20 protein-coding genes and 1 other annotated feature are annotated in these 19,310 nt (G+C 46.8%); of the genes, 6 read left to right on the top strand and 14 right to left on the bottom strand.

Annotated features, from left to right (window positions below; all coding sequences use genetic code 11):
• Positions 1-121: 121 nt before the first annotated feature.
• The 4 genes from tkt to KNO98_RS02810 form a co-directional block, all read right to left on the bottom strand.
• Entirely contained in the window at positions 122-2,113 is a 1,992-nt protein-coding gene (gene tkt / locus KNO98_RS02795; RefSeq protein WP_214698826.1) for a transketolase, read from the bottom strand.
• Positions 2,114-2,312: 199 nt separating this feature from the next.
• Entirely contained in the window at positions 2,313-2,546 is a 234-nt protein-coding gene (locus KNO98_RS02800) for a DUF896 domain-containing protein (RefSeq protein ID WP_026825852.1), read from the bottom strand.
• Positions 2,547-2,606: 60 nt separating this feature from the next.
• On the bottom strand, positions 2,607-3,251 hold the full coding sequence (locus KNO98_RS02805; RefSeq protein WP_214699933.1) for a YneB family resolvase-like protein: 645 nt from the start codon (positions 3,249-3,251) through the stop codon (positions 2,607-2,609).
• 71 nt (positions 3,252-3,322) lie between these two features.
• Entirely contained in the window at positions 3,323-3,559 is a 237-nt protein-coding gene (locus KNO98_RS02810; protein ID WP_026825850.1) for a hypothetical protein, read from the bottom strand.
• Positions 3,560-3,762: 203 nt separating this feature from the next.
• On the opposite strand from KNO98_RS02810, the gene lexA reads away from it, so the two are divergent.
• Entirely contained in the window at positions 3,763-4,383 is a 621-nt protein-coding gene (gene lexA, locus KNO98_RS02815) for a transcriptional repressor LexA (protein WP_214698828.1), read from the top strand.
• Entirely contained in the window at positions 4,383-4,823 is a 441-nt protein-coding gene (locus tag KNO98_RS02820; RefSeq protein WP_026825848.1) for a metal-binding protein, read from the top strand. Before lexA ends, KNO98_RS02820 begins: the two co-directional genes overlap by 1 nt.
• Positions 4,824-4,957: 134 nt before the next feature.
• Here the strand turns inward: KNO98_RS02820 and glnA are convergent, their stop codons facing one another.
• From glnA to hflX, 4 genes are all read right to left on the bottom strand, one after another.
• Entirely contained in the window at positions 4,958-6,298 is a 1,341-nt protein-coding gene (gene glnA / locus KNO98_RS02825; protein ID WP_026825847.1) for a type I glutamate--ammonia ligase, read from the bottom strand.
• A 47-nt stretch (positions 6,299-6,345) separates the two neighbouring features.
• Positions 6,346-6,750: a MerR family transcriptional regulator gene (locus KNO98_RS02830; protein ID WP_026825846.1), complete on the bottom strand. Its 405-nt coding sequence runs from the start codon at positions 6,748-6,750 to the stop codon at positions 6,346-6,348.
• A 92-nt stretch (positions 6,751-6,842) separates the two neighbouring features.
• Complete coding sequence (locus tag KNO98_RS02835) at positions 6,843-8,141, bottom strand: methionine gamma-lyase family protein (protein ID WP_026825845.1); 1,299 nt, start codon at positions 8,139-8,141, stop codon at positions 6,843-6,845.
• Between the two features lie 2 nt (positions 8,142-8,143).
• Positions 8,144-9,391, bottom strand: a complete 1,248-nt coding sequence (gene hflX, locus KNO98_RS02840) for a GTPase HflX (protein ID WP_026825844.1) — start codon at positions 9,389-9,391, stop codon at positions 8,144-8,146.
• A 101-nt stretch (positions 9,392-9,492) separates the two neighbouring features.
• On the opposite strand from hflX, the gene KNO98_RS02845 reads away from it, so the two are divergent.
• A complete protein-coding gene (locus KNO98_RS02845) occupies positions 9,493-10,497 on the top strand; it encodes a tyrosine-type recombinase/integrase (RefSeq protein ID WP_214698830.1) in 1,005 nt (334 codons plus the stop codon).
• 42 nt (positions 10,498-10,539) lie between these two features.
• Here KNO98_RS02845 and KNO98_RS02850 read toward each other — a convergent pair whose 3' ends face one another.
• Together KNO98_RS02850 and KNO98_RS02855 are read right to left on the bottom strand one after the other, a co-directional pair.
• The gene (locus tag KNO98_RS02850; RefSeq protein ID WP_214698832.1) at positions 10,540-11,595 is read right to left on the bottom strand and encodes an enoyl-CoA hydratase/isomerase family protein; all 1,056 of its coding nucleotides are present in this window, start codon (positions 11,593-11,595) and stop codon (positions 10,540-10,542) included.
• Between the two features lie 88 nt (positions 11,596-11,683).
• Positions 11,684-12,481, bottom strand: coding sequence for an enoyl-CoA hydratase (locus KNO98_RS02855; protein WP_214698834.1), 798 nt, complete (start codon positions 12,479-12,481; stop codon positions 11,684-11,686).
• A gap of 158 nt (positions 12,482-12,639) precedes the next feature.
• Here KNO98_RS02855 and KNO98_RS02860 point away from each other — a divergent pair, with 158 nt between their 5' ends.
• Positions 12,640-13,059 (top strand): MarR family winged helix-turn-helix transcriptional regulator, encoded by a 420-nt coding sequence (locus tag KNO98_RS02860; protein WP_026825840.1) that lies wholly within the window; start codon positions 12,640-12,642, stop codon positions 13,057-13,059.
• 102 nt (positions 13,060-13,161) lie between these two features.
• Positions 13,162-13,434, bottom strand: a binding site (T-box leader).
• Positions 13,435-13,485: 51 nt separating this feature from the next.
• Here KNO98_RS02860 and KNO98_RS02865 read toward each other — a convergent pair.
• The gene (locus KNO98_RS02865; RefSeq protein WP_214698836.1) at positions 13,486-14,046 is read right to left on the bottom strand and encodes a histidine phosphatase family protein; all 561 of its coding nucleotides are present in this window, start codon (positions 14,044-14,046) and stop codon (positions 13,486-13,488) included.
• A 43-nt stretch (positions 14,047-14,089) separates the two neighbouring features.
• Complete coding sequence (locus tag KNO98_RS02870) at positions 14,090-14,683, bottom strand: GNAT family N-acetyltransferase (RefSeq protein ID WP_214698838.1); 594 nt, start codon at positions 14,681-14,683, stop codon at positions 14,090-14,092.
• Between the two features lie 257 nt (positions 14,684-14,940).
• Here KNO98_RS02870 and KNO98_RS02875 point away from each other — a divergent pair, with 257 nt between their 5' ends.
• Both KNO98_RS02875 and KNO98_RS02880 read left to right on the top strand, forming a co-directional pair.
• On the top strand, positions 14,941-16,098 hold the full coding sequence (locus KNO98_RS02875; protein ID WP_214698840.1) for an MFS transporter: 1,158 nt from the start codon (positions 14,941-14,943) through the stop codon (positions 16,096-16,098).
• A gap of 142 nt (positions 16,099-16,240) precedes the next feature.
• A complete protein-coding gene (locus KNO98_RS02880) occupies positions 16,241-16,789 on the top strand; it encodes a DUF4256 domain-containing protein (protein ID WP_214698842.1) in 549 nt (182 codons plus the stop codon).
• A 143-nt stretch (positions 16,790-16,932) separates the two neighbouring features.
• On the opposite strand, the gene KNO98_RS02885 is transcribed toward KNO98_RS02880, so the two are convergent.
• Both KNO98_RS02885 and tdh read right to left on the bottom strand, forming a co-directional pair.
• On the bottom strand, positions 16,933-18,114 hold the full coding sequence (locus KNO98_RS02885; RefSeq protein WP_214698844.1) for a glycine C-acetyltransferase: 1,182 nt from the start codon (positions 18,112-18,114) through the stop codon (positions 16,933-16,935).
• A gap of 13 nt (positions 18,115-18,127) precedes the next feature.
• On the bottom strand, positions 18,128-19,204 hold the full coding sequence (gene tdh / locus KNO98_RS02890; protein WP_026825834.1) for an L-threonine 3-dehydrogenase: 1,077 nt from the start codon (positions 19,202-19,204) through the stop codon (positions 18,128-18,130).
• Between the last annotated feature and the right edge of the window lie 106 nt (positions 19,205-19,310).

Raw genomic sequence — 19,310 nt, forward strand, 5'->3', positions numbered from 1 at the left:
TTACCTCCTCTACCATATGAAACATCGTTTTTTACTATACACTAAATCGAACAACTTCGCTAGTCGTCTAGAAAAAAAGTGACGGCCAAATGAATGGCCGTCATAAATAATCAATTTAAGATTAAAGTGATTTTACTGCATCGACGACGTTGTCGACTGACATGCCGTATTCTTTCATGAGGAGATCTCCAGGCGCTGAAGCTCCGAACTTATCGATTCCGAGTACTTTCCCACCAAATCCGACATACTTGTACCAACCAAGTGTCGCACCCGCTTCAAGTGACACACGCTTTGTGATTGAAGACGGAAGGACAGATTCTTTATACTCAGCAGATTGTGCTTCGAAGAGTTCCCATGACGGCATCGAGACAACTGCTGCGTTCACACCAACAGATGCGAGCTGTTCACGTGCTTCAACGAGGACATGTACTTCTGAACCTGTACCAAGTAAGAGAACGTCTGCATCTTTCGATTCACCCGCAACGACGTATGCGCCTTTTGCTGCGGTTTCAATCGATGTGCCTTCGAGTTCAGGCAATGCTTGACGAGTCAAGACGAGAAGCGATGGTGCTGTCTTCGATGTCACAGCTTGTTTCCAAGCAGCAATCGTTTCTTTACCATCTGCCGGACGAAGAACAGAAAGGTTTGGCATCGCGCGGAAGCTCATCAAATGTTCGACCGGCTCGTGTGTTGGACCATCTTCACCAACTGCGATTGAGTCGTGTGTCAAGATGAACGTCGATGGGAGTCCCATGAGCGCAGCAAGACGAACTGCAGGGCGAAGGTAATCCGAGAAGACGAAGAATGTCGCACCGTATGGAAGTACTCCACCGTGAAGCGCCATACCGTTTACAGCTGCCGCCATCGCAAATTCACGTACACCGAACCAGATGTTACGACCGGCCGGGTCTTCATCGAAGTCCACTGCACCTTTGATCATCGAGTTGTTTGAACCTGCAAGGTCAGCCGATCCACCGAAGAGTGTCGGTACTGCTTTCGCGATTGCGTTCAACACTTCGCCACTCGTTTGACGTGTTGCTTTTTTCGAACCGATTTCAAATGTCGGCAACTCGCTGTCCCAACCTTCAGGAAGCTCATTGTTCATCGCAAGTTCGAACTGTGCACCAAGCTCTGGATAGGCCGCTTTGTATGCTTCAACGAGCTCGTTCCAGTCTGACTCGTACTTCGCGCCGGGCTCGACCACTTTCTCATTGAACAAGTCGTATACTTCGTTTGGAACGTAGAACGACTCGCCTTCCCATTTGTAGAACTGTTTCGTCAATTCGATTTCAGCATCTCCAAGTGGTGCCCCGTGCGAAGCCGACTTCCCTGACTTGTTCGGTGAACCGAATCCGATCACCGTCTTGACTTCAATCAATGTCGGTTTCGACGTCTCAGCTTTCGCTGCATCAATTGCTTTTGCGATTGAATCGATATCTGTTCCATCTTCGACACGAATGACTTGCCATCCATAGGCGTTGAAACGGTCTTCAACGCTCTCAGAGAATGACTTGTGAAGGTCACCATCGAGTGAGATGTCGTTTGAATCGTAAAGGACAACGAGTTTACCAAGTTTCAAGTGACCAGCGAGTGATGCCGCTTCCGCCGAGACACCTTCCATTAAGTCCCCGTCTCCGCAAATTCCAAATGTGTAGTGGTCAACGACGTTGAACTTGTCGCGGTTGTAAGTCGCTTCTAAGTGCTTTTCTGCCATGGCCATCCCGACAGCCATCGCGATCCCTTGTCCAAGTGGTCCCGTTGTCGCATCTACCCCAGCCGTGTGACGATACTCTGGGTGACCTGGTGTCTTCGAGTCCATTTGACGGAATGATTTAAGGTCGTCCATTGACAAATCATATCCAGACAAGTGAAGGAGCGAGTACAAGAGCATCGATCCATGACCCGCAGAAAGCACGAAACGGTCGCGGTTGAACCAGTTCGGGTTTTTCGGGTTGTGACGCATTTTGTCTGTCCAAAGTGTAAACGCCATCGGTGCAGCCCCCATCGGCATTCCTGGGTGACCAGAGTTTGCTTTTTGGACCGCATCGATTGAGAGCGTCCGAATCGAGTTAATCGCTAATAATTCTTTAGTAGTTGTTTCCACTAATTTCATCCTCTCTGTGTTAAGAAGGTTTTCTACCCGTCATATTCTATCATACTCATTCGTGTGTCACAACTAATTAATTAGTATAACACATTATATGAAATCGTTTCCTTCAATTGCATGAAAAAGAACGCAATCCGTTCGTCTGATGATTGTTCGTGTATAACAAAAATGCACATCCTATGCGAAATAGGATGTGCATTCAGCATCACTCACCACGATGGCGTTTTTGTTCTTCTTTCAATTTCTCTGGCGTGACGTCGTTTCCTTCTGGGTCAACGACTTTCATGCCCATCATTTGAGACTTGAAAGATTGACGGAACGCCTTCAAATATTCTTGACGCAAGTCTTGTTGTTCGTTCATCTCTTCTTGAGATAGTCCTTCTGTCTTCGCTTTGTTGGCGAGGAAATTGATTCGCTCCAATTGTCCGGGTGCTAACATATGACTCGCCCCCTCTCTCGTGAATTTGTTCTTCTACTTTACAAAATCAGAGAGGAAGAATCAAGTTTCAGCAACTGACCGGTGTTCGAGATAGCGTCGGTTGACCGTCGCTTTTGATACTTCGTATCCGAATCCGCGAAGTGTCGCCGCAATCTCGGCAAACGTCAACCCCCGCTCGCGCAATTGAATAATCTCTTCAATCGGAACTTCAATCCGATGTCGGCCACCTTGATCATTGTTCTCAATATTACGTTGTGGATTGAAACCGTTGGCGACCGCACGACGCATTCCGCGGGAAATCTTCGCGTTATGAATTTTCCGTTGATACTCTTCGACGACACTAACAATCTCTAACACCATCTTCTCAGCATCAGAAACAACGTAATCCGAAGTCGACTGCATCGTCAACAATCGCACATCATGCTTCATTAATGTGTGTAGTATCGCAATTTTGGCATTTCCTCGTCCTAAACGACTGTCATCGGTGACGAGCACGGCATCCAACTGAGATGTCGATACGTGGTCAAGTAAATTGAGCAGCCCCTGTCGATTAACTTCATAACCGCTCTCTTGTTCTGTGATGACATCTATAATGTCGGCCCCTAAACGCGAAGCTAGTTCTTGTAATTCTTCGACTTGCCGACTGAGTGATGTCTCTTGGGTAGACTTGTTCGTCGATACCCGACAATAGATGACGACTCGCATCGCATCACTCCCTTTCATCGCATTCATTCCTTACGATACACAGTTTGAGAACGGTTCGCAATGCTGAACGATCACTCAGCGGCATACCATTTTGTTTTTCGTTCATTATGTTCTTCTCGCTCTGCCATGATTTGCGCTTCAATCGACTCTGCCTCGACATAGGCGACCTCTTCTTCAATCGTACGTTCCGATGTCATGATCGGTTCAACTGGTGTCGTTCCCCCACGCACCTCCCCAGCTAAATAAAAGGCGAACATCCCGACTAAGAGCATTCCGACTAAAATGATTCCGTTGAGTGTATCTTTCATGATTCCCTTACCTCCTGTATAAGAATGTATGTTCGTTAGAACGTTTGTTCGTTTATCTGTTCTTATCATAAAACAAGAACTCGTGTTCGGTCAAGGGAAAATAACGAACGAATGTTTGTACGCTCATGTGTTCTTGTGTTACACTAAATACATAAAGAATAGGATGCGATTGCAGTTTATTCGATTATATCGAGGTGAACATAATGAAAAAAATGTCAGCGCGACAACAACAAATTCTTGATTTCATCAAAGACGAAGTTCGGGCAAAAGGCTATCCACCCTCTGTTCGTGAGATTGGAGAAGCAGTCGGTCTTGCCTCTAGTTCGACCGTACATGGTCATCTAGATCGCCTAGAGAAACGCGGTTTGATTCGTCGGGATAAGACGAAGCCCCGTGCAATTGAAATTCTGAGTGAAGATGCATCCACAATGGAGGAGCAAGAGTCCGTCATGTACGTTCCGGTCATCGGGAAAGTCACCGCGGGGACACCGATCACCGCCATCGAAAACGTGGAAGAGCACTTCCCTCTTCCGGCACATATCGTTGGTTCAGATAACGTCTATATGCTGTCCGTTTCTGGAGATTCAATGATCAATGCAGGGATTTTGGACGGAGACCGTGTGCTCGTCCGCCAACAGAGCACTGCCGACAATGGAGAGATTGTCGTCGCCATGACAGAAGAGGGCGAGGCGACTGTGAAGCGTATTTATAAGGAAGCTTCAAAAGTCCGTCTTCAACCGGAAAACGACGAGTTAGAAGCGATGTATTTTGACAACGTCTCAATTTTAGGGAAAGTTATCGGCGTATACCGGACAATTCATTAATGGCTAGCGGTAAGACCCATACCCGTACGAATCTCGTGGCAACCGGCGCACTTGCGGTTGCCACGCCTTTTATTGATTTAGACGTCCCGCTCGCATTCATAATCGGTGCGATTATTGGAACGCTCTGGCTCTCCCCGGACCTCGATTTAAAATCAGATGCGTATTATCGATGGGGACCACTCAAATTGATTTGGCTCCCATATGTGAAACTTATGCCGCATCGCTCTCTACTATCGCATTTTCCTGGTTTGAGCGATGTGATTCGGATTGTATATATCGGTTTCCCATTGGTGCTTCTCTTACCATTCACGGCATACGAAACGGAAATTCGCTCATGGGTGGACGTTCATGGCATGTCTTTCTTTCTAGGACTCGTCTTCGCGACGACACTCCATACGACACTCGACTACACATCAACGTTTTTAAAAAAAGCGTTTTAACTAACAAAGGATCACTTCCACGCTCGTGGAGGTGATCCTTTTACATTTCTGCTTCATCTGAAACTCAACAAAAAAGAGCAATGAACGACACTTCTGAGGAAAGTCATTCATTGCTCTTTTGCATATTTCTTCTATTAGTAGAGCGTCAAGTACTGATCTCGTTCCCACTCTGTTACTTGCATACGGAACATATCCCACTCGATTTCTTTTAACTCGAGGAAATGTTCACCAATGTGTTCACCGAGCGATTCCATGACGACCTTGTCTGCACGAAGGACTTCGAGTGCGTCAAAGAGTGTCGCCGGAAGATCGTCGATTCCGTTCGCTACACGCTCAGGTTTGTCCATCACGTAGATGTTGCTGTCGATTGGTTTTGGTGCATTCAAATCTTTTTCGATTCCGTCAAGACCTGAAGCTAAGAGCGCAGCAAGTGCGAGATACGGGTTCGCTGCCGGGTCAACCGAACGTACTTCGATACGAGTCGAGAGACCACGTGCTGCTGGCACACGTACGAGCGGTGAACGGTTGCGTGCGCTCCATGCAACGTAGCAAGGTGCTTCGTAGCCTGGTACGAGACGCTTGTATGAGTTCACAGTCGGGTTACAAACTGCAGTGAAGGCACGAGCGTGCTCCAAGATACCAGCTGTGAACGCGCGAGCTGTGTCAGAAAGTTCCATGTCGCCGTTCGGATCGTAGAAGACGTTCGTGTCGCCTTTGAAGAGTGACATGTTCGCGTGCATTCCTGAACCGTTCACACCAAAGAGTGGCTTAGGCATGAATGTCGCGTGAAGACCATACTTCGCAGCGATCGTCTTGACGACGAGTTTGAACGTTTGGATGTTATCTGCCGTTGTGACAGCATCGGCGTATTTGAAGTCGATTTCGTGTTGTCCTGGTGCGACTTCATGGTGTGACGCTTCGATTTCGAAGCCCATGTTCTCAAGTTCGATGACGATTTCTTTACGGCAGTTCTCACCAAGGTCAACTGGTGCCAAGTCGAAGTATCCACCTTGGTCGTTGAGCTCAAGTGTCGGACGACCTGAAGCGTCTTTCTTGAACAAGAAGAACTCTGGCTCTGGTCCAACGTTGAACGCTGAGAAGCCAAGCTTTTGCATCTTTTCAAGGTTACGTTTGAGTGTACCGCGTGGGTCACCGCTGAACGGTGTCCCGTCTGGGTTATAAATATCACAAATTAAGCGAGCGACTTTTCCGCTGCCATTTGTCCACGGGAAGACAACCCATGTGTTGAGGTCTGGATACAAGTACATGTCTGATTCCTCGATGCGGACGAATCCTTCGATTGACGATCCATCGAACATCATTTTGTTATCAAGTGCTTTGTCCAATTGGCTGATCGGCACCTCGACGTTTTTGATTGTTCCGAGGATGTCCGTGAATTGAAGACGAATAAAGCGTACGTCTTCCTCTTGTGCGATGCGTTTAATGTCTTCTTTTGTGAACGTTTTTCTGGCCATGGTAAAATGTCCCCTCTCACATTGCGTAATGGTTGATGTGTGCGGCGTTATCGATAAAAACGAGAAAGCTCGCCTTGAATGAGCGACGTCTTATTGAAGCGACCGGCTTCTTGAAGCTGTGTTTTCAACAAATGATGTAACTCTTTTTCTGAAATCTTCGGAGTTTCATCAACCGGTGTAGCCGGAGCGGACGTTTCTGCTCCTTTTCCACCTTCTTGCTCTAACATATGGCGAATCGCTGCCAAGTTAAAACCTTGGTCAATGTAATCCTTGATTGCGAGTAGACGTTCGACATCATTAAAGGAATAAAGTCGTCGTTTCGATTCTGTCCGACTAGGAGAAACCAGACCCTGTTCTTCATAATACCGAATCTGCCTACCAGTCAGCTGCGTCAAATCTTGGACGATTCCAATCGGAAACAACGGGTTGGAGCGACGAAATTGATCGGCCATCCTTACCCCTCCTTTTCTGTCTCACAATGTGAGAATAATACATGACAACAATCCTGTCAATAGATGTTAACAAAGTTAACATGACAGAACAGTTACAAATGCGTTGACTGATTTTGCTCGTCGAATGCTACTAAGCCCTTGCCGTGTAATTGGCTCAACGCCAACATCAAAGCGACCTTTACGTGAGCATACGTCAGACCACCTTGGACGTACGCTGTGTATGGTGCTCGAAGTGGTCCATCAGCCGAAAGTTCGATGGACGAGCCTTGAATGAATGTCCCCGCCGCCATGATGACATCATCTTCATAACCCGGCATATAGGCCGGCACAGGTAATGCATGTGCATTTACAGGAGATGCCATTTGGATGCTTTGACAAAACGCGATCATCTTGTCACGGTCACGGAACGTCACCGACTGAATCAAATCCGTTCGTTCAGTCGTATAGTGCGGGTCGGTCTCAAACCCCACTAGTGACAAGAGACTGGCCGTCAAGTGTGCTCCTTTCAGCGCTTGCGCAACCGTATGAGGAGCCATATAGAAGCCTTGATACATCTCTTGAAGCGAGTAGAGCGATGGACCGGCTTCACTTCCGATTCCTGGGGTTGTCATCCGGAACGAACAGCGTTCAATCAACTCTTTCGTACCGGCGATATATCCACCCGTCTTCGCCAATCCACCGCCCGGGTTTTTAATGAGGGAGCCGGCCATCAAATCTGCCCCGACATGCGTCGGCTCCATCGTCTCGACGAATTCACCGTAACAGTTGTCAACGAACACATACACATGCGGATGCGCCGCTTTGATGCGTTCGATGGCAACTTTGATCTCTTCGACTGGGATACTGCGACGGTTCGCGTATCCTTTCGAACGCTGAATCCCGACAAGTTTCGTTTCAGGACGAATCCGTTCGATGACGCAATCGATATCGATTTCACGATTTTCTTTTAATTCCACTGTGTCATACAAGACACCGAGCTCTTTCAACGAGCCGCGACCATCGCCTCGGATGCCGACAATCTCCTCGAGCGTGTCATACGGCTTCCCTGTGATATAGAGCAGTTCATCACCTGGTAGAAGGACACCGAACAAGGCAATCCCAATCGCGTGGGTACCAGAGATAATCTGTGGTCGACATAGCGCGAGCTCGGCTCCGAACACATCCGCATAAATCGACTCGAGCGTGTCTCGACCGATATCATCATACCCGTACCCCGTCGTCGGATTGAAGTGGAAATCAGACACCTTGTGTTTCTTAAAAGATTCAAGGACGCGATACTGGTTGTATTCGGCCGTCTCGTCAATCTTCTCAAAAAATGGTTTGACCCGCGCCTCCGCTTTTTTCACGAACGGCGCGAGCGTATCATAATGTTCAATCTTTTCTTGCCACATACTTACACCTCAAATTGTTTTAGCGTCGCGTATAGACGCGTGTCTTCTCTCATATAACCGACCAATTCGACAGAGCCATCCTCTAAGAAGTTTTCTTGAAGACGATACATCACCTCTTTGGCTGGATGATAATGTTCAAAAGCCGTCACCGGTAGGATGACATGAACTTTTGTCAAAATGTCCGCAATCTTATCCTCGAGCGCACCTGTCAAAGTCTCGATATCTTCTGGTGCGATTGCCGAGATTAACAACGGTCCGCCGACAAAGTCTGTCGTGAGACGGTCTTTTTTATTATACACCTCGAGTTGGGGCACCTCACTCGCACCGAGTTCTTCAAGTACCGCATTGGTCGTATCGATCTGGTTCAAGTAATGTGGATTCGATGCGTCAATCACATGGAGAATCAGGTCGGCACCGACCACCTCTTCTAATGTCGAACGGAACGCAGCGACAAGCTTAGTCGGTAGGTCGCGAATAAATCCGACCGTATCCGTGATGAGCACTTTCCCACCACGCGGGAGTTCGAGCTCACGCGTCAACGGGTCTAGCGTCGCGAACAATTCATCCTGCTCATACGTGTCCGCATCCGTCAACCGGTTGAAGATTGTCGACTTCCCAGCGTTCGTATACCCGACAAGAGCGACTTGGAACACACGATTTTCTTTCCGGCGTTCTCGGTAACGATCACGGTGCGCGACTGTTCCTTCGAGTTGTTTTGTGATCTCATCGATGCGACGCTTGATATGGCGACGATCCGACTCAAGCTTCGTCTCACCAGGACCACGTGTCCCGATCCCTCCACCGAGCCGTGAGAGCTGTGTCCCTTGTCCGATTAGACGGGGAAGCAAATAGTTCATCTGCGCGAGTTCGACTTGTAGCTTCCCTTCACGTGACTGGGCACGACTTGCAAAGATGTCTAAGATGAGTTGCGTACGGTCGATCAGCTTCATCTCGTCCGGGTCGTTCAGGGCGATGCGAATGTTCTTCGACTGCGCAGGCGTCAACTCGGCGTTGAAAATCAACAGGTCCGGCTCGAACTGCTCAACGAGCATCGCAAGTTCTTCTATTTTCCCTTTCCCGATAAAGGTACGACGGTCGATTTGTTGGCGTTTTTGGTCGAGCCGGGCAACGACGTCACCTTGCGCCGTGTCCACGAGTTCGACGAGCTCGCCCATCGACTGTTCATATGTCCAATCATCGACATTCGGTAACTGACAGCCGACGATAACAACTTTTTCACGTTCAATCATGTAATCCCTCATTCCATAAAGTCTCACCTTTCATCTTACCACGAATCAGCGCATAGAGAACGTCCGTTTGTGGTAGGATAAAGGAAGAAGGAGGCTTGACCATGACGAAACGTAGAAAAGACTATCCGCTTCCCGAGTTTATCGAAACTTACTTGTATCATCTCGGTGCAAGCGGTCGTCAACCCTCGACGCTCAAACGATATCGCTACGACTTGATTGACGTGCATAAATACTTTCACGACCACAATGTCGAACTAAACGAACCGACGGACTGGCTAGACGTCCCAATCGAATCGTGGAAGACGTTCGTGAACGACTTCTTAATCGAAGAGAAGCACTATCAACAGGCGACCGTCGCCCGCATCGTCACGGTCATCAATAGCCTGACCCACTTTTTAAATCCGCTTCGGAAAAAGATGCTTGCCTATTCACAGCCGGCGCATACGCTGACAATCGATCAAATCGCACTCGAGTCTGAATTCGACCGGCTCGTTCAAACGATTCGATCGACGAGAGGATTGAGTGAGAATCAGCTCCAAGCTCATCCCTATCTTATCAATCGGAACGAACTGATTGTGACACTCTTCTATAAATATGGATTACGTGTCCATCACATCATTCGTTTGCGAATGAGCGACTTACATTTGGCCGACCAGACCTTTGATGTGTATGACCGGCTCGGCAACCAGTTCACGTTGAAGCTGTCCCAAGAAGACCAATCGTTACTCATGAACTACTTGGCCGATATCCCGACGCCAGTAAGACCACGCTGGTATTCAGAAGACCCCGTCTTCGTTTCATTCGATTTCGCACGGATGACGTTCCGCTGGGTGTACGCGAAAAATCAACCGAAGCAATTGACGATCGTCATGATCACGAAGATGATGCGTCAATTAAATGAACGGAGCGGATTCGCACGTTCCGTCACCCCGTCGATGCTCAGGAACGCCCACGTGTTAAAGACATATGCGACCGACATGACGCCAATCGAGCGGATGAACATCACGTGTATGCATAAAGAGTCTTCCCTTCGCCGGTACGAGCAGGCGTATGAGGAGTTCGGAACCGAATTATTCGATTCAGACGAAAGACCCGCCCTCTCGTAAAGGGCGGGTCTAGTACTGTTATTAAACGTAAACAATCCATCGCTATACCGTTTCAAAAAAAGAATCAACTTGCCGTTCTGTCACTTCGCTAAGTGTAGAAGGATTCCATTTCGGAGTACGATCTTTATCAACAAGAACTGAACGAACCCCTTCATAGAAATCATGACATTTCATAAAATGCAACGCGAGGTTTTGTTCCATATCAAAACACGCTTGAAGAGATTGCTCTTTCCCTTTCTGCATTTGACGAAGGGTCACTTTCAATGACGTGGGTGACATAGATCGGAGTGTCTCTATCGTTTTCTCTGCCCACTCATCGCCTGTTCTCGCACCTTGTTTAAGCGATGAAATAATCTCTTCAATTGTTTCAAACCGAAAGTACTGATCGATTTTGTCTTGTACGGATGATATTGACGAAGGAAGAGAAACAGGTCTCCGGAACGAATCCAATAGCTGATTGAGGTCCGTTTCAACTGAATCAGGCGTCCAACGTTTTTCCATCATGCCTTCTTTTAATTTGGGCCAATCCTTGCTCTCAATGAAATGGTCAGCCGCTCCGATATAGAGCGCATCTTGTGCATGGATAACGGTCGCGGTTAAAGCAAGATATCTTCCTACTGAACCAGGCATCTGATTTAAAAAATAACTTGCCCCGACATCAGGGAAAAAACCGATGTTCATTTCTGGCATTGCCCATTTGGACGATTCAGTTACAATCCTGTGTGAGGCACCTATTGATAGTCCGACGCCACCACCCATGACTATACCGTTCATGAATACGACGACTGGTTTTGGATAATGATGAATCTCATAGTCCAATTCGTACTCAATCGAAAAGAATTGTTTGGCGTATGCTTCTATATCATCTTCTTTTAAATCATATAAGGCGCGCATATCTCCACCTGCGCACAGACCCTTTTCGCCTTCTCCGTAAATACATACGAATGATACACTGTCATCTAGCTTCCATTTTTTTAGCTGTTCATTCATCGTATCTACCATGTCAACGTTTAAGGAGTTTAACGCACGGGGGCGATTCAGCTTGATCCACCCAATTCCATTTTGAACTTCTGTGACGACACTTTTTTGAATATCCATCATCGATCACCGCCTTGATGATTGTATAAGTTGCTATGACTTAAACGCAAAGTACACTTACTGAGAACAGGTTGAAATGATCCAATCATTATTTATCTTGGAATTCCGCCTCACGCTTTTCGATAAAAGCATTGACTCCTTCTTTCATATCTTCCGTTGTAAACAACTTCGCCCAAAGGTCCGCTTCAATTGCGAGACCTTCGTCTAATGTTGTTTCCAAACCTTTATTTACCGCCTCCATCGTTGCCGCAATCGATGATCGACTCTTTTTAAGAGCAATAGTTTCGGCAAGTTGTTTCGCTTCATCCATTAATTCAGCAAGAGGCACCGATTTGTTTACTAATCCAATTGATTCCGCTTCTTTCCCACCAATGATTTTACTAGTCAAAATCATTTCAAGAGCCTTCGACTTATTCGTAAGTCGTGCCAAACGTTGCGTACCTCCAAAGCCCGGTATTAATCCTAAGTTCAGTTCAGGTTGCCCAAGCTTGGCTTCATCTGCAGCAATCCGTATATGACAACTCATCGCAAGCTCCAAACCTCCACCTAAGCAAGCCCCATTAATCGCAGCAATGACAGGTTTGTTTAATTGTTCGATTTTATTTAAGACAGATTGTGCTTCTACAGATAGAGATTTTCCTTTTTCTTCACTATCGAACGCAGATACAAATTCTTTGATATCAGCACCCGCAACGAAGAATTTCCCTTCCCCTGTAATCACGACTGCCTTTATGTTTGGTTCTTCCGCGACATAATCAACGCAATCTGACAATCCGCTAACCGTCTCTGAACTGATCACATTTGCCGGTGGATTATTGACGAACAGATAGGCTACGTGATTTTCAACTTTTACATAACAATTTGAAAATTCTTTTTCATTATTCATCTTTTGTTGACCTCCTCATTTTGCATTGATTTTAACCATTGGAGTTGAATTTTGATGGCTCCTCAGAATTCGCATATAAAATTGTTTTGCACCAAAACTGTTTCACCTCGAAACTTAACATGCTATGATGAACAGTGTCAAGATAAGGGGAGAACGATATGGAATTGAAAGATTGTATTAACTTTTTACTAAGCGCTAGCCAGAATAAGGTTTTTAAATATTTCAGCAAGCTACTAGAAGAGTATGAAGTGACTCCAGCTCAATATGGTGTATTAAACTGTTTGTGGAGAGACGGACAGCTTTCCCCGAAACAGATTGGAGAAAAGTTGTATCTTGAAGCTCCTACGATTTCAGGAATACTTGATAAAATGCAAAAATCAGGACTGATCGAGCGTTCGATTGATCCTGATAATCGTAGAAACGTATTGGTTGTACCTACTCAAAAAGCTGAAGAAATGAAAAGTGGAATCGAAGCTGCCACGATTGAGCTGAACGAAAAAGTTTTCGAACATTTATCGGATTGTGATGTGGAAATTTTAAAAAAATCATTAGCGATTATCATCCAAACCGATTATTGAATGACAGAAAGGACATTCTCTTATGAATTGGAGAATGTCCTTTCGTAATTTAATGTCATTTAAAATTATAATGGCATGCATATTTAATTTTTCTTTAGTTTTTACAAGAATGATAGAAAAAATCTCGCGGTACCACCTTAATTCGCAATCTGACTCACATCAGATGCCTCTACAAGTACTGTGTATCATGCTATACACGAATAACCGTGACATGGATAACGGATGACAAATCCCGTCGCCTCTTACTTGTGAATCCACACGTTCAGGACGAAGCTCAGAGACCATTTTCAATCGAGTGTCTTTTACCTTTTCTCAGCTTACAAGGTTCTCTGTATAAAAACGAACTCGATTTACTTTTCTCTTCAACGCATTTTCATATAGTTATACGTATCTTAGTCTTACCAGTTATCAGTAGTCTATAGATTTCTAACCTTGAGGTTTATATAACTTATCGACACTCATCAATGTGTCGTTTTTAAAAGTCGCCTTGTAGAGATCCGGCATATCGAGTTCTTTCCAAAACTCATATCCATATTGATCATCAAAATAATTCAACATGAGAACCATGATATTTCCATGTGTACCGAGCACCACTTTTTTCCCTTCGTATGTACGGAGCAGTGATTTTAGAGCCTCTATTCCTCTAGATTGAGCCTGAACGTTCGATTCTCCACCTTCCCATGTGAACGTAGGATTTTGCCAAACAGTTTCGATCGCGCTTGTAAAGTCTTTAGCCGGTGCTGAAGTCAAGGTTCGCTCTCTCAAATCATCCATCACTACAATGTCCTGTCCAAGATAATCCGCGATGCCTTGGACGGTTTGAACGGCTCGTTTGTAAGGACTCGAAGTCACGATATCAATCCCTTCATCGATTAGAAGATTTGTGATTTCAGAAACATCATGCATTCCTCTCTCGGATAACGGTCTGGCGAATTCGTCTGCCGTATAAGTAGAATGTGCATGTCTGACAAAGTATATGATTGTCATTCAGTAGTCCCCTTTTTTAAATACGTATCTTTCTCGTCGTTGTTTACATACGATTTCCAGCCTCATCATAAGTTTTAGAATGATGGTTTAGCTGCAAATATTCATGTCGCAGCAACCCATAAATGACATGATCGACGTAACGGTCATATAGCCATTCCGCATCTCGAATGACCCCTTCTTCTTTAAAGCCGAATCGTTCCGGAAGTGCCCGACTCTTCACATTCCCTGTCGCGACTCGAATTTCAATCTTATTTAGTTTAAGGTCTCGGAACCCATATTCGAAGATGGTCTCGAGCGCTTGACTCATGATTCCCTTACCTTGAAACTCTTGTCCGAGCCAGTATCCGATCGTGCCACATTGGATTCCGCGATCAATTTCGTTAAATCCAATTGTTCCAGCAAGTTCACCTTTATACATCAAAGCGAACGATTTTGGGCGCCCGCCCGTTTCAATCAACCCTTTGATTCGTCCCTCTATGTTCTGCTTCGAGTCTTCCACCGTCTCAATATAGTCGAGCCAGCCAAGCCACTCTCGCAAATAAGGCTTCGATGCAATCGTCAGCTTAAATAGCTCGTTCGCATCGTCTGTATTGAACATTCTCAGTGTGATATCGTCATTTAGTTTATATTCAAGCATCTGGTTCCATCCTCATCATTCATTATTTTTTCAATTCACTTTCGTAAAGTAACCCACGCAATTGCTTCTTACCCAGTAGTATCAAAGCGGGTCGAATCATTCCATCCTCCTGTTATGACAATTTCACCCATATGATAAGTTTACAGAATTCATCAAATTTTGTATAATTATTTTTATATCATTTTATGAAGAGGTGAAAATGTGTAATAACGTTTCGTCCAACCCACCCAATTGAATAGATTCGGAGGAGATTTGTGATGAAATCGTTTTACACATTGCTTGTTAGCCAGTGGCTCGCAAACATTGGCGATGTCCTATACATCGTCGCGCTCATTGCCTTGTTGTATCAACAAACCGGGTCCGCTCTCATGGCGGCCAGCTTTCCGATTGCCGTGACTGCCGGTATGACGCTCAGCGGACTCTTTTTCGCCCGCATCCTCAGTCACTTCTCGCTCGGGAAAACGCTCGTCCTGTCACAACTGATGAAGACGGTCACCCTTGTTCTCGTTCTCTTCACGGATTCGATTCTTGTTCTCGGACTCGTCGTGTTCATTGCATTTCTCGATGGGTTCGCGCGTCCGATTCAAGCGTCATTTATCCCTAGATTGACGACGAATCGTCAACAAGCGAACAGCCTCGTTCAAGGTTCCAATCAGTTCATCCAACTTGCGATGTGGCCGCTCGGGACAATGCTCGTCTCTCTCACATCGAGCGCCATTGCGTTAATCGTTTCACTCGTTCTCTTCAGCCTTTCGACGATTGTGACGATTTACTTCTATCAATCGCTTACGGAAGACGTGATCGATGACGAAACGGATGAATCGATTTCCTTATTTGAAAGTCTTATTTATGTAAAGACCTCAGTATTCGCTCGTCGTGTGACCTGGTTTGTCACGTATGAATCCTTTGTTAGCACGCTCTGGATTTCAGCGTTGCTTCTCGTCTATCTCGAGCAACATCTACAAGTCGATACGGGCTGGTGGGGAACTCTCAACGCATCATTTTTGATTAGTATGATTGCGACGAGTGCCTATCTTTATCGGTCTCGACGAGCGCCCTCGCTACCGTCGACTGCCATCCTATCCATTGTCGCCGCCCTCTTGTTTGGCATGACCGCGCATCTTGCGTTTGCAATTTTGGCGCTAGTGATTCAAGGCGTAGCGACACAAATCCGCATCATCCAGACGAACACCGTCATTCAAGATCAGATTCCGGCTACACAGCTTCCTTATGTATATAGTGTGCAACAGACAGGATATGCCCTCGCATTCAGTGTGGGAAGCTTATTGTTCGGTCTTCTTGCGGACGGGCTACCAATTGATTCGGTTTACCTTCTCGGAGCATTCGTGACCCTTCCGTTGATCTGGATCGGACGATTGACTGAACAGTCCATCTTGACCGTATCCTCTGCATAAACAACAGGCGCCTTCTTAAATTGAGGGCGCCTTATTTAAATGATTTTTCAACTGGCAGATTCCCCTTTCTCACAATGGATAAGATAAAATGGAGCGATTCATATCGTATACTAAAAGAAACAAATGATCGGAGTGATTTGTCATGTCGAAGCTTTCACAGGAAGAAACCCTCGAATTACTTAATACCCTCGAGTCTCGTTTCATTGAAAACGTAGAACGTCATCCTGACGTCGTCTGGTCGGACGTATTTGAACGAATTCAAATTGATCAGGATAAGTTGACCTCACTCGCTTTGATGGAAGAGACCGGCGGAGAACCCGACGTGATTCGTCTACCTAACGGAGATCTCGCTTTTTGCGACTGTTCAGTCGAGAGTCCGAGTGGTCGCCGAAGTCTCTGTTATGACGAACCAGCGCTTGAGGCACGTAAAAAGAATAAGCCTGTCGGAAGCGCGGTCGCCTTATCTGAACAGATTGGCATAACCCTTCTCGACGAAGAAACATATCGACACTTACAAACGCTCGGTGCATTCGATTTGAAGACGTCGAGTTGGATTCACACACCGGACACCATTCGTCAAAAAGGCGGCGCCCTGTTCTGCGACCGTCGCTATGACCACACCTTCGTCTATCACAATGGTGCAGATTCTTATTATGCCGCTCGAGGATTTAGAGGGATACTCATGATTTAAGCAAGGCATTTCGCCTTGCTTCTTTTTTCATTATAATCATTTAATCACAATACGGTAATTGAAATATCATTAGTTTGTTTAGGTATTTTTCTTGTTTTAAGATTCCATAAAAAAAACTGCAGACAATCGTCTGCAGTCCTCGTTTATGCGTGTAATGTCACATTTAACTCTTGCGCGACCGTTTTGAACGCTTCGAGTGCTCGTTCGAGGTCGTCTCGCGTATGCTCCGCTGTGACGATGGTCCGGATACGAGCTTTCCCGCGCTCGACCGTCGGGAAAGCGATACTCTGTGCGAATACACCATGTTCCTTCAACTTGTCTGAGAATGTATGCGCAAGCGTCTCTTCGCCGAGCATGACCGGTGTGATCGGTGTCGTCGCATGGCCGATATCGAAACCGAGGTCACGTAGACCGTTCTTGAAGAACTCCGTGTTCGCCCATAGCTTGTCGAACAACTCTTCTTCCTCTTTCATGACACGAATCGCTTCACGGTTCGCCGCCACGACTGCCGGTGGATGTGATGTCGAGAAGAGGAACGGGCGACCTTTGTGAATCAAGTAATCGCGTACGTCTTGTGAACAGGCGACATAGCCACCTAAGACACCGATTGCTTTTGAGAGCGTCCCGACCTGTAGCGCGACACGACCGTCCAGACCGAAGTGATTGACCGTCCCACGACCATTTTTCCCAAGGACACCTGATGCGTGCGCATCATCGACCATGACCGCAGCGTCATACTTCTCTGCGAGTTCGACGATGGCTGGGAGCGGTGCGATGTTCCCATCCATCGAAAATACACCGTCCGTCACGACGAGACGCGTGCGATAATCTTGTGTCTCTTTCAACGCCTTCTCCAAGTCTTCAAGGTCGACGTGCTTATAAATACGACGCGCCGCTTTCGTGAGACGAATCCCATCAATGATGGACGCATGGTTGAGGGCGTCACTAATGACGACATCCTCCGGTCCGAGCAGTGCAGACAACACCCCGAGGTTCGTCGCAAACCCTGATTGGAAGACGAGTGAGGCCTCCGTATGTTTGAACTCGGCGAGCTCACGCTCAAACGCTTCGTGCATCTCGAACGTCCCGGCAATCGTCCGGACCGATCCCGTTCCTGCCCCATATTGCTCGACCGCTTCAATCGCCGCTTGTTTTAATCGCGGATGGTTCGCGAGTCCGAGGTAGTTGTTCGAGGACAACTGGACGAGTGATTTCCCATCGATTGTCACTTCATTCCCTTGTGCCGATTCGAGTGGGACGAGCTTACGGAACGTCCCCTCTTCTTTCATCTCATTGATTGCTTCTGTAATATGTTCAAATGCCATGTTGTTTCCCCCTTTAAGGTATTAAGACGACCTTTCCACATTTCCCTGCCCGCATGAGTTCGAACCCTTTCTCGAACTCCTCGAGCTTAAAGACGTGCGTGATGATCGGTTCGACGTTCAACTGACCCGTCGCAAGCATCGTCGAGACTTGGCTCCACGTCTCATACATTTTTCGTCCTGTGATCCCTTGGACACGGACCCCTTTAAAGACGACGTCCCGCGTGAGGTCGATGGCGACCGGACGAGCCGGGAGTGACAAGACGTTGACGTCTCCACCTGCCGTGACCATCTTGAACGCCTGATCGATCGCAATCGGGTGTCCGCTCATCTCGCAGACGACATCAATCCCGTCTCCGTTTGTCTCACGCTCGATCAATTCGAGCGGATTCTCTTCTAAACTGTTGATGACGACATCCGCCCCCATCTCTTCAGCGAGTTTTAAGCGATACGGATTGACGTCGACCGCGTATACTCGGCTTGCGCCTGCTGCTTTGGCGACGCCGACCGCCATGAGTCCGATCGGCCCACAACCGACGATGGCGACCGACTTGGCAGACACGTCACTCGCTAACACCGTATGGACCGCATTGCCGAGTGGTTCTTGAATCGAGGCGAGTTTTACCGGCATCGATTCCGGATTCACCCATAGGTTCTCTTCAGGCATGACGACGTATTCTGCGAAGCAGCCTTGCGTGTCCACGCCGATGATTTTTGTGTTCTTACAGATGTGATACTGTCCGCGCAAACATTGTTTACACTGATGACAGACGATATGCGTCTCTGCAGACACGGTTTGTCCGATCTGGATACGCTTCGTCCCTTCCCCGAGCGCCACGACTTCTCCCGAAAATTCATGACCAAATACGTACGGTGGTTTGACGCGACTCTGTGACCACTCATCCCACTCATAGATGTGGACATCGGTCCCGCAAATCGATGTCGCTTTTACTTGAATGAGCACTTCTCCAGGCCCTGGTGTCGGAACTGGTACGTCGACCAGTTTTGCCCCAAAACCGGCCGTGTGTTTTTGAATCGCTTTCATTACTGGTGTCGTTGTTTCCTTCTCTGTGGTTGACACGAGTTGTTCCATTGAAAACGTCCCCCTCTTGTCTCTTATGATCGAACGATACGTTCTTTATCATCTTGTCATAAAATGACGAAACTGAGAAGATGGAACGTCCGATTTTTATAAAAAA

Source organism: Exiguobacterium sp. s57 (assembly GCF_018617685.1).
Classification (GTDB): Bacteria; Bacillota; Bacilli; order Exiguobacteriales; family Exiguobacteriaceae; genus Exiguobacterium; species Exiguobacterium marinum.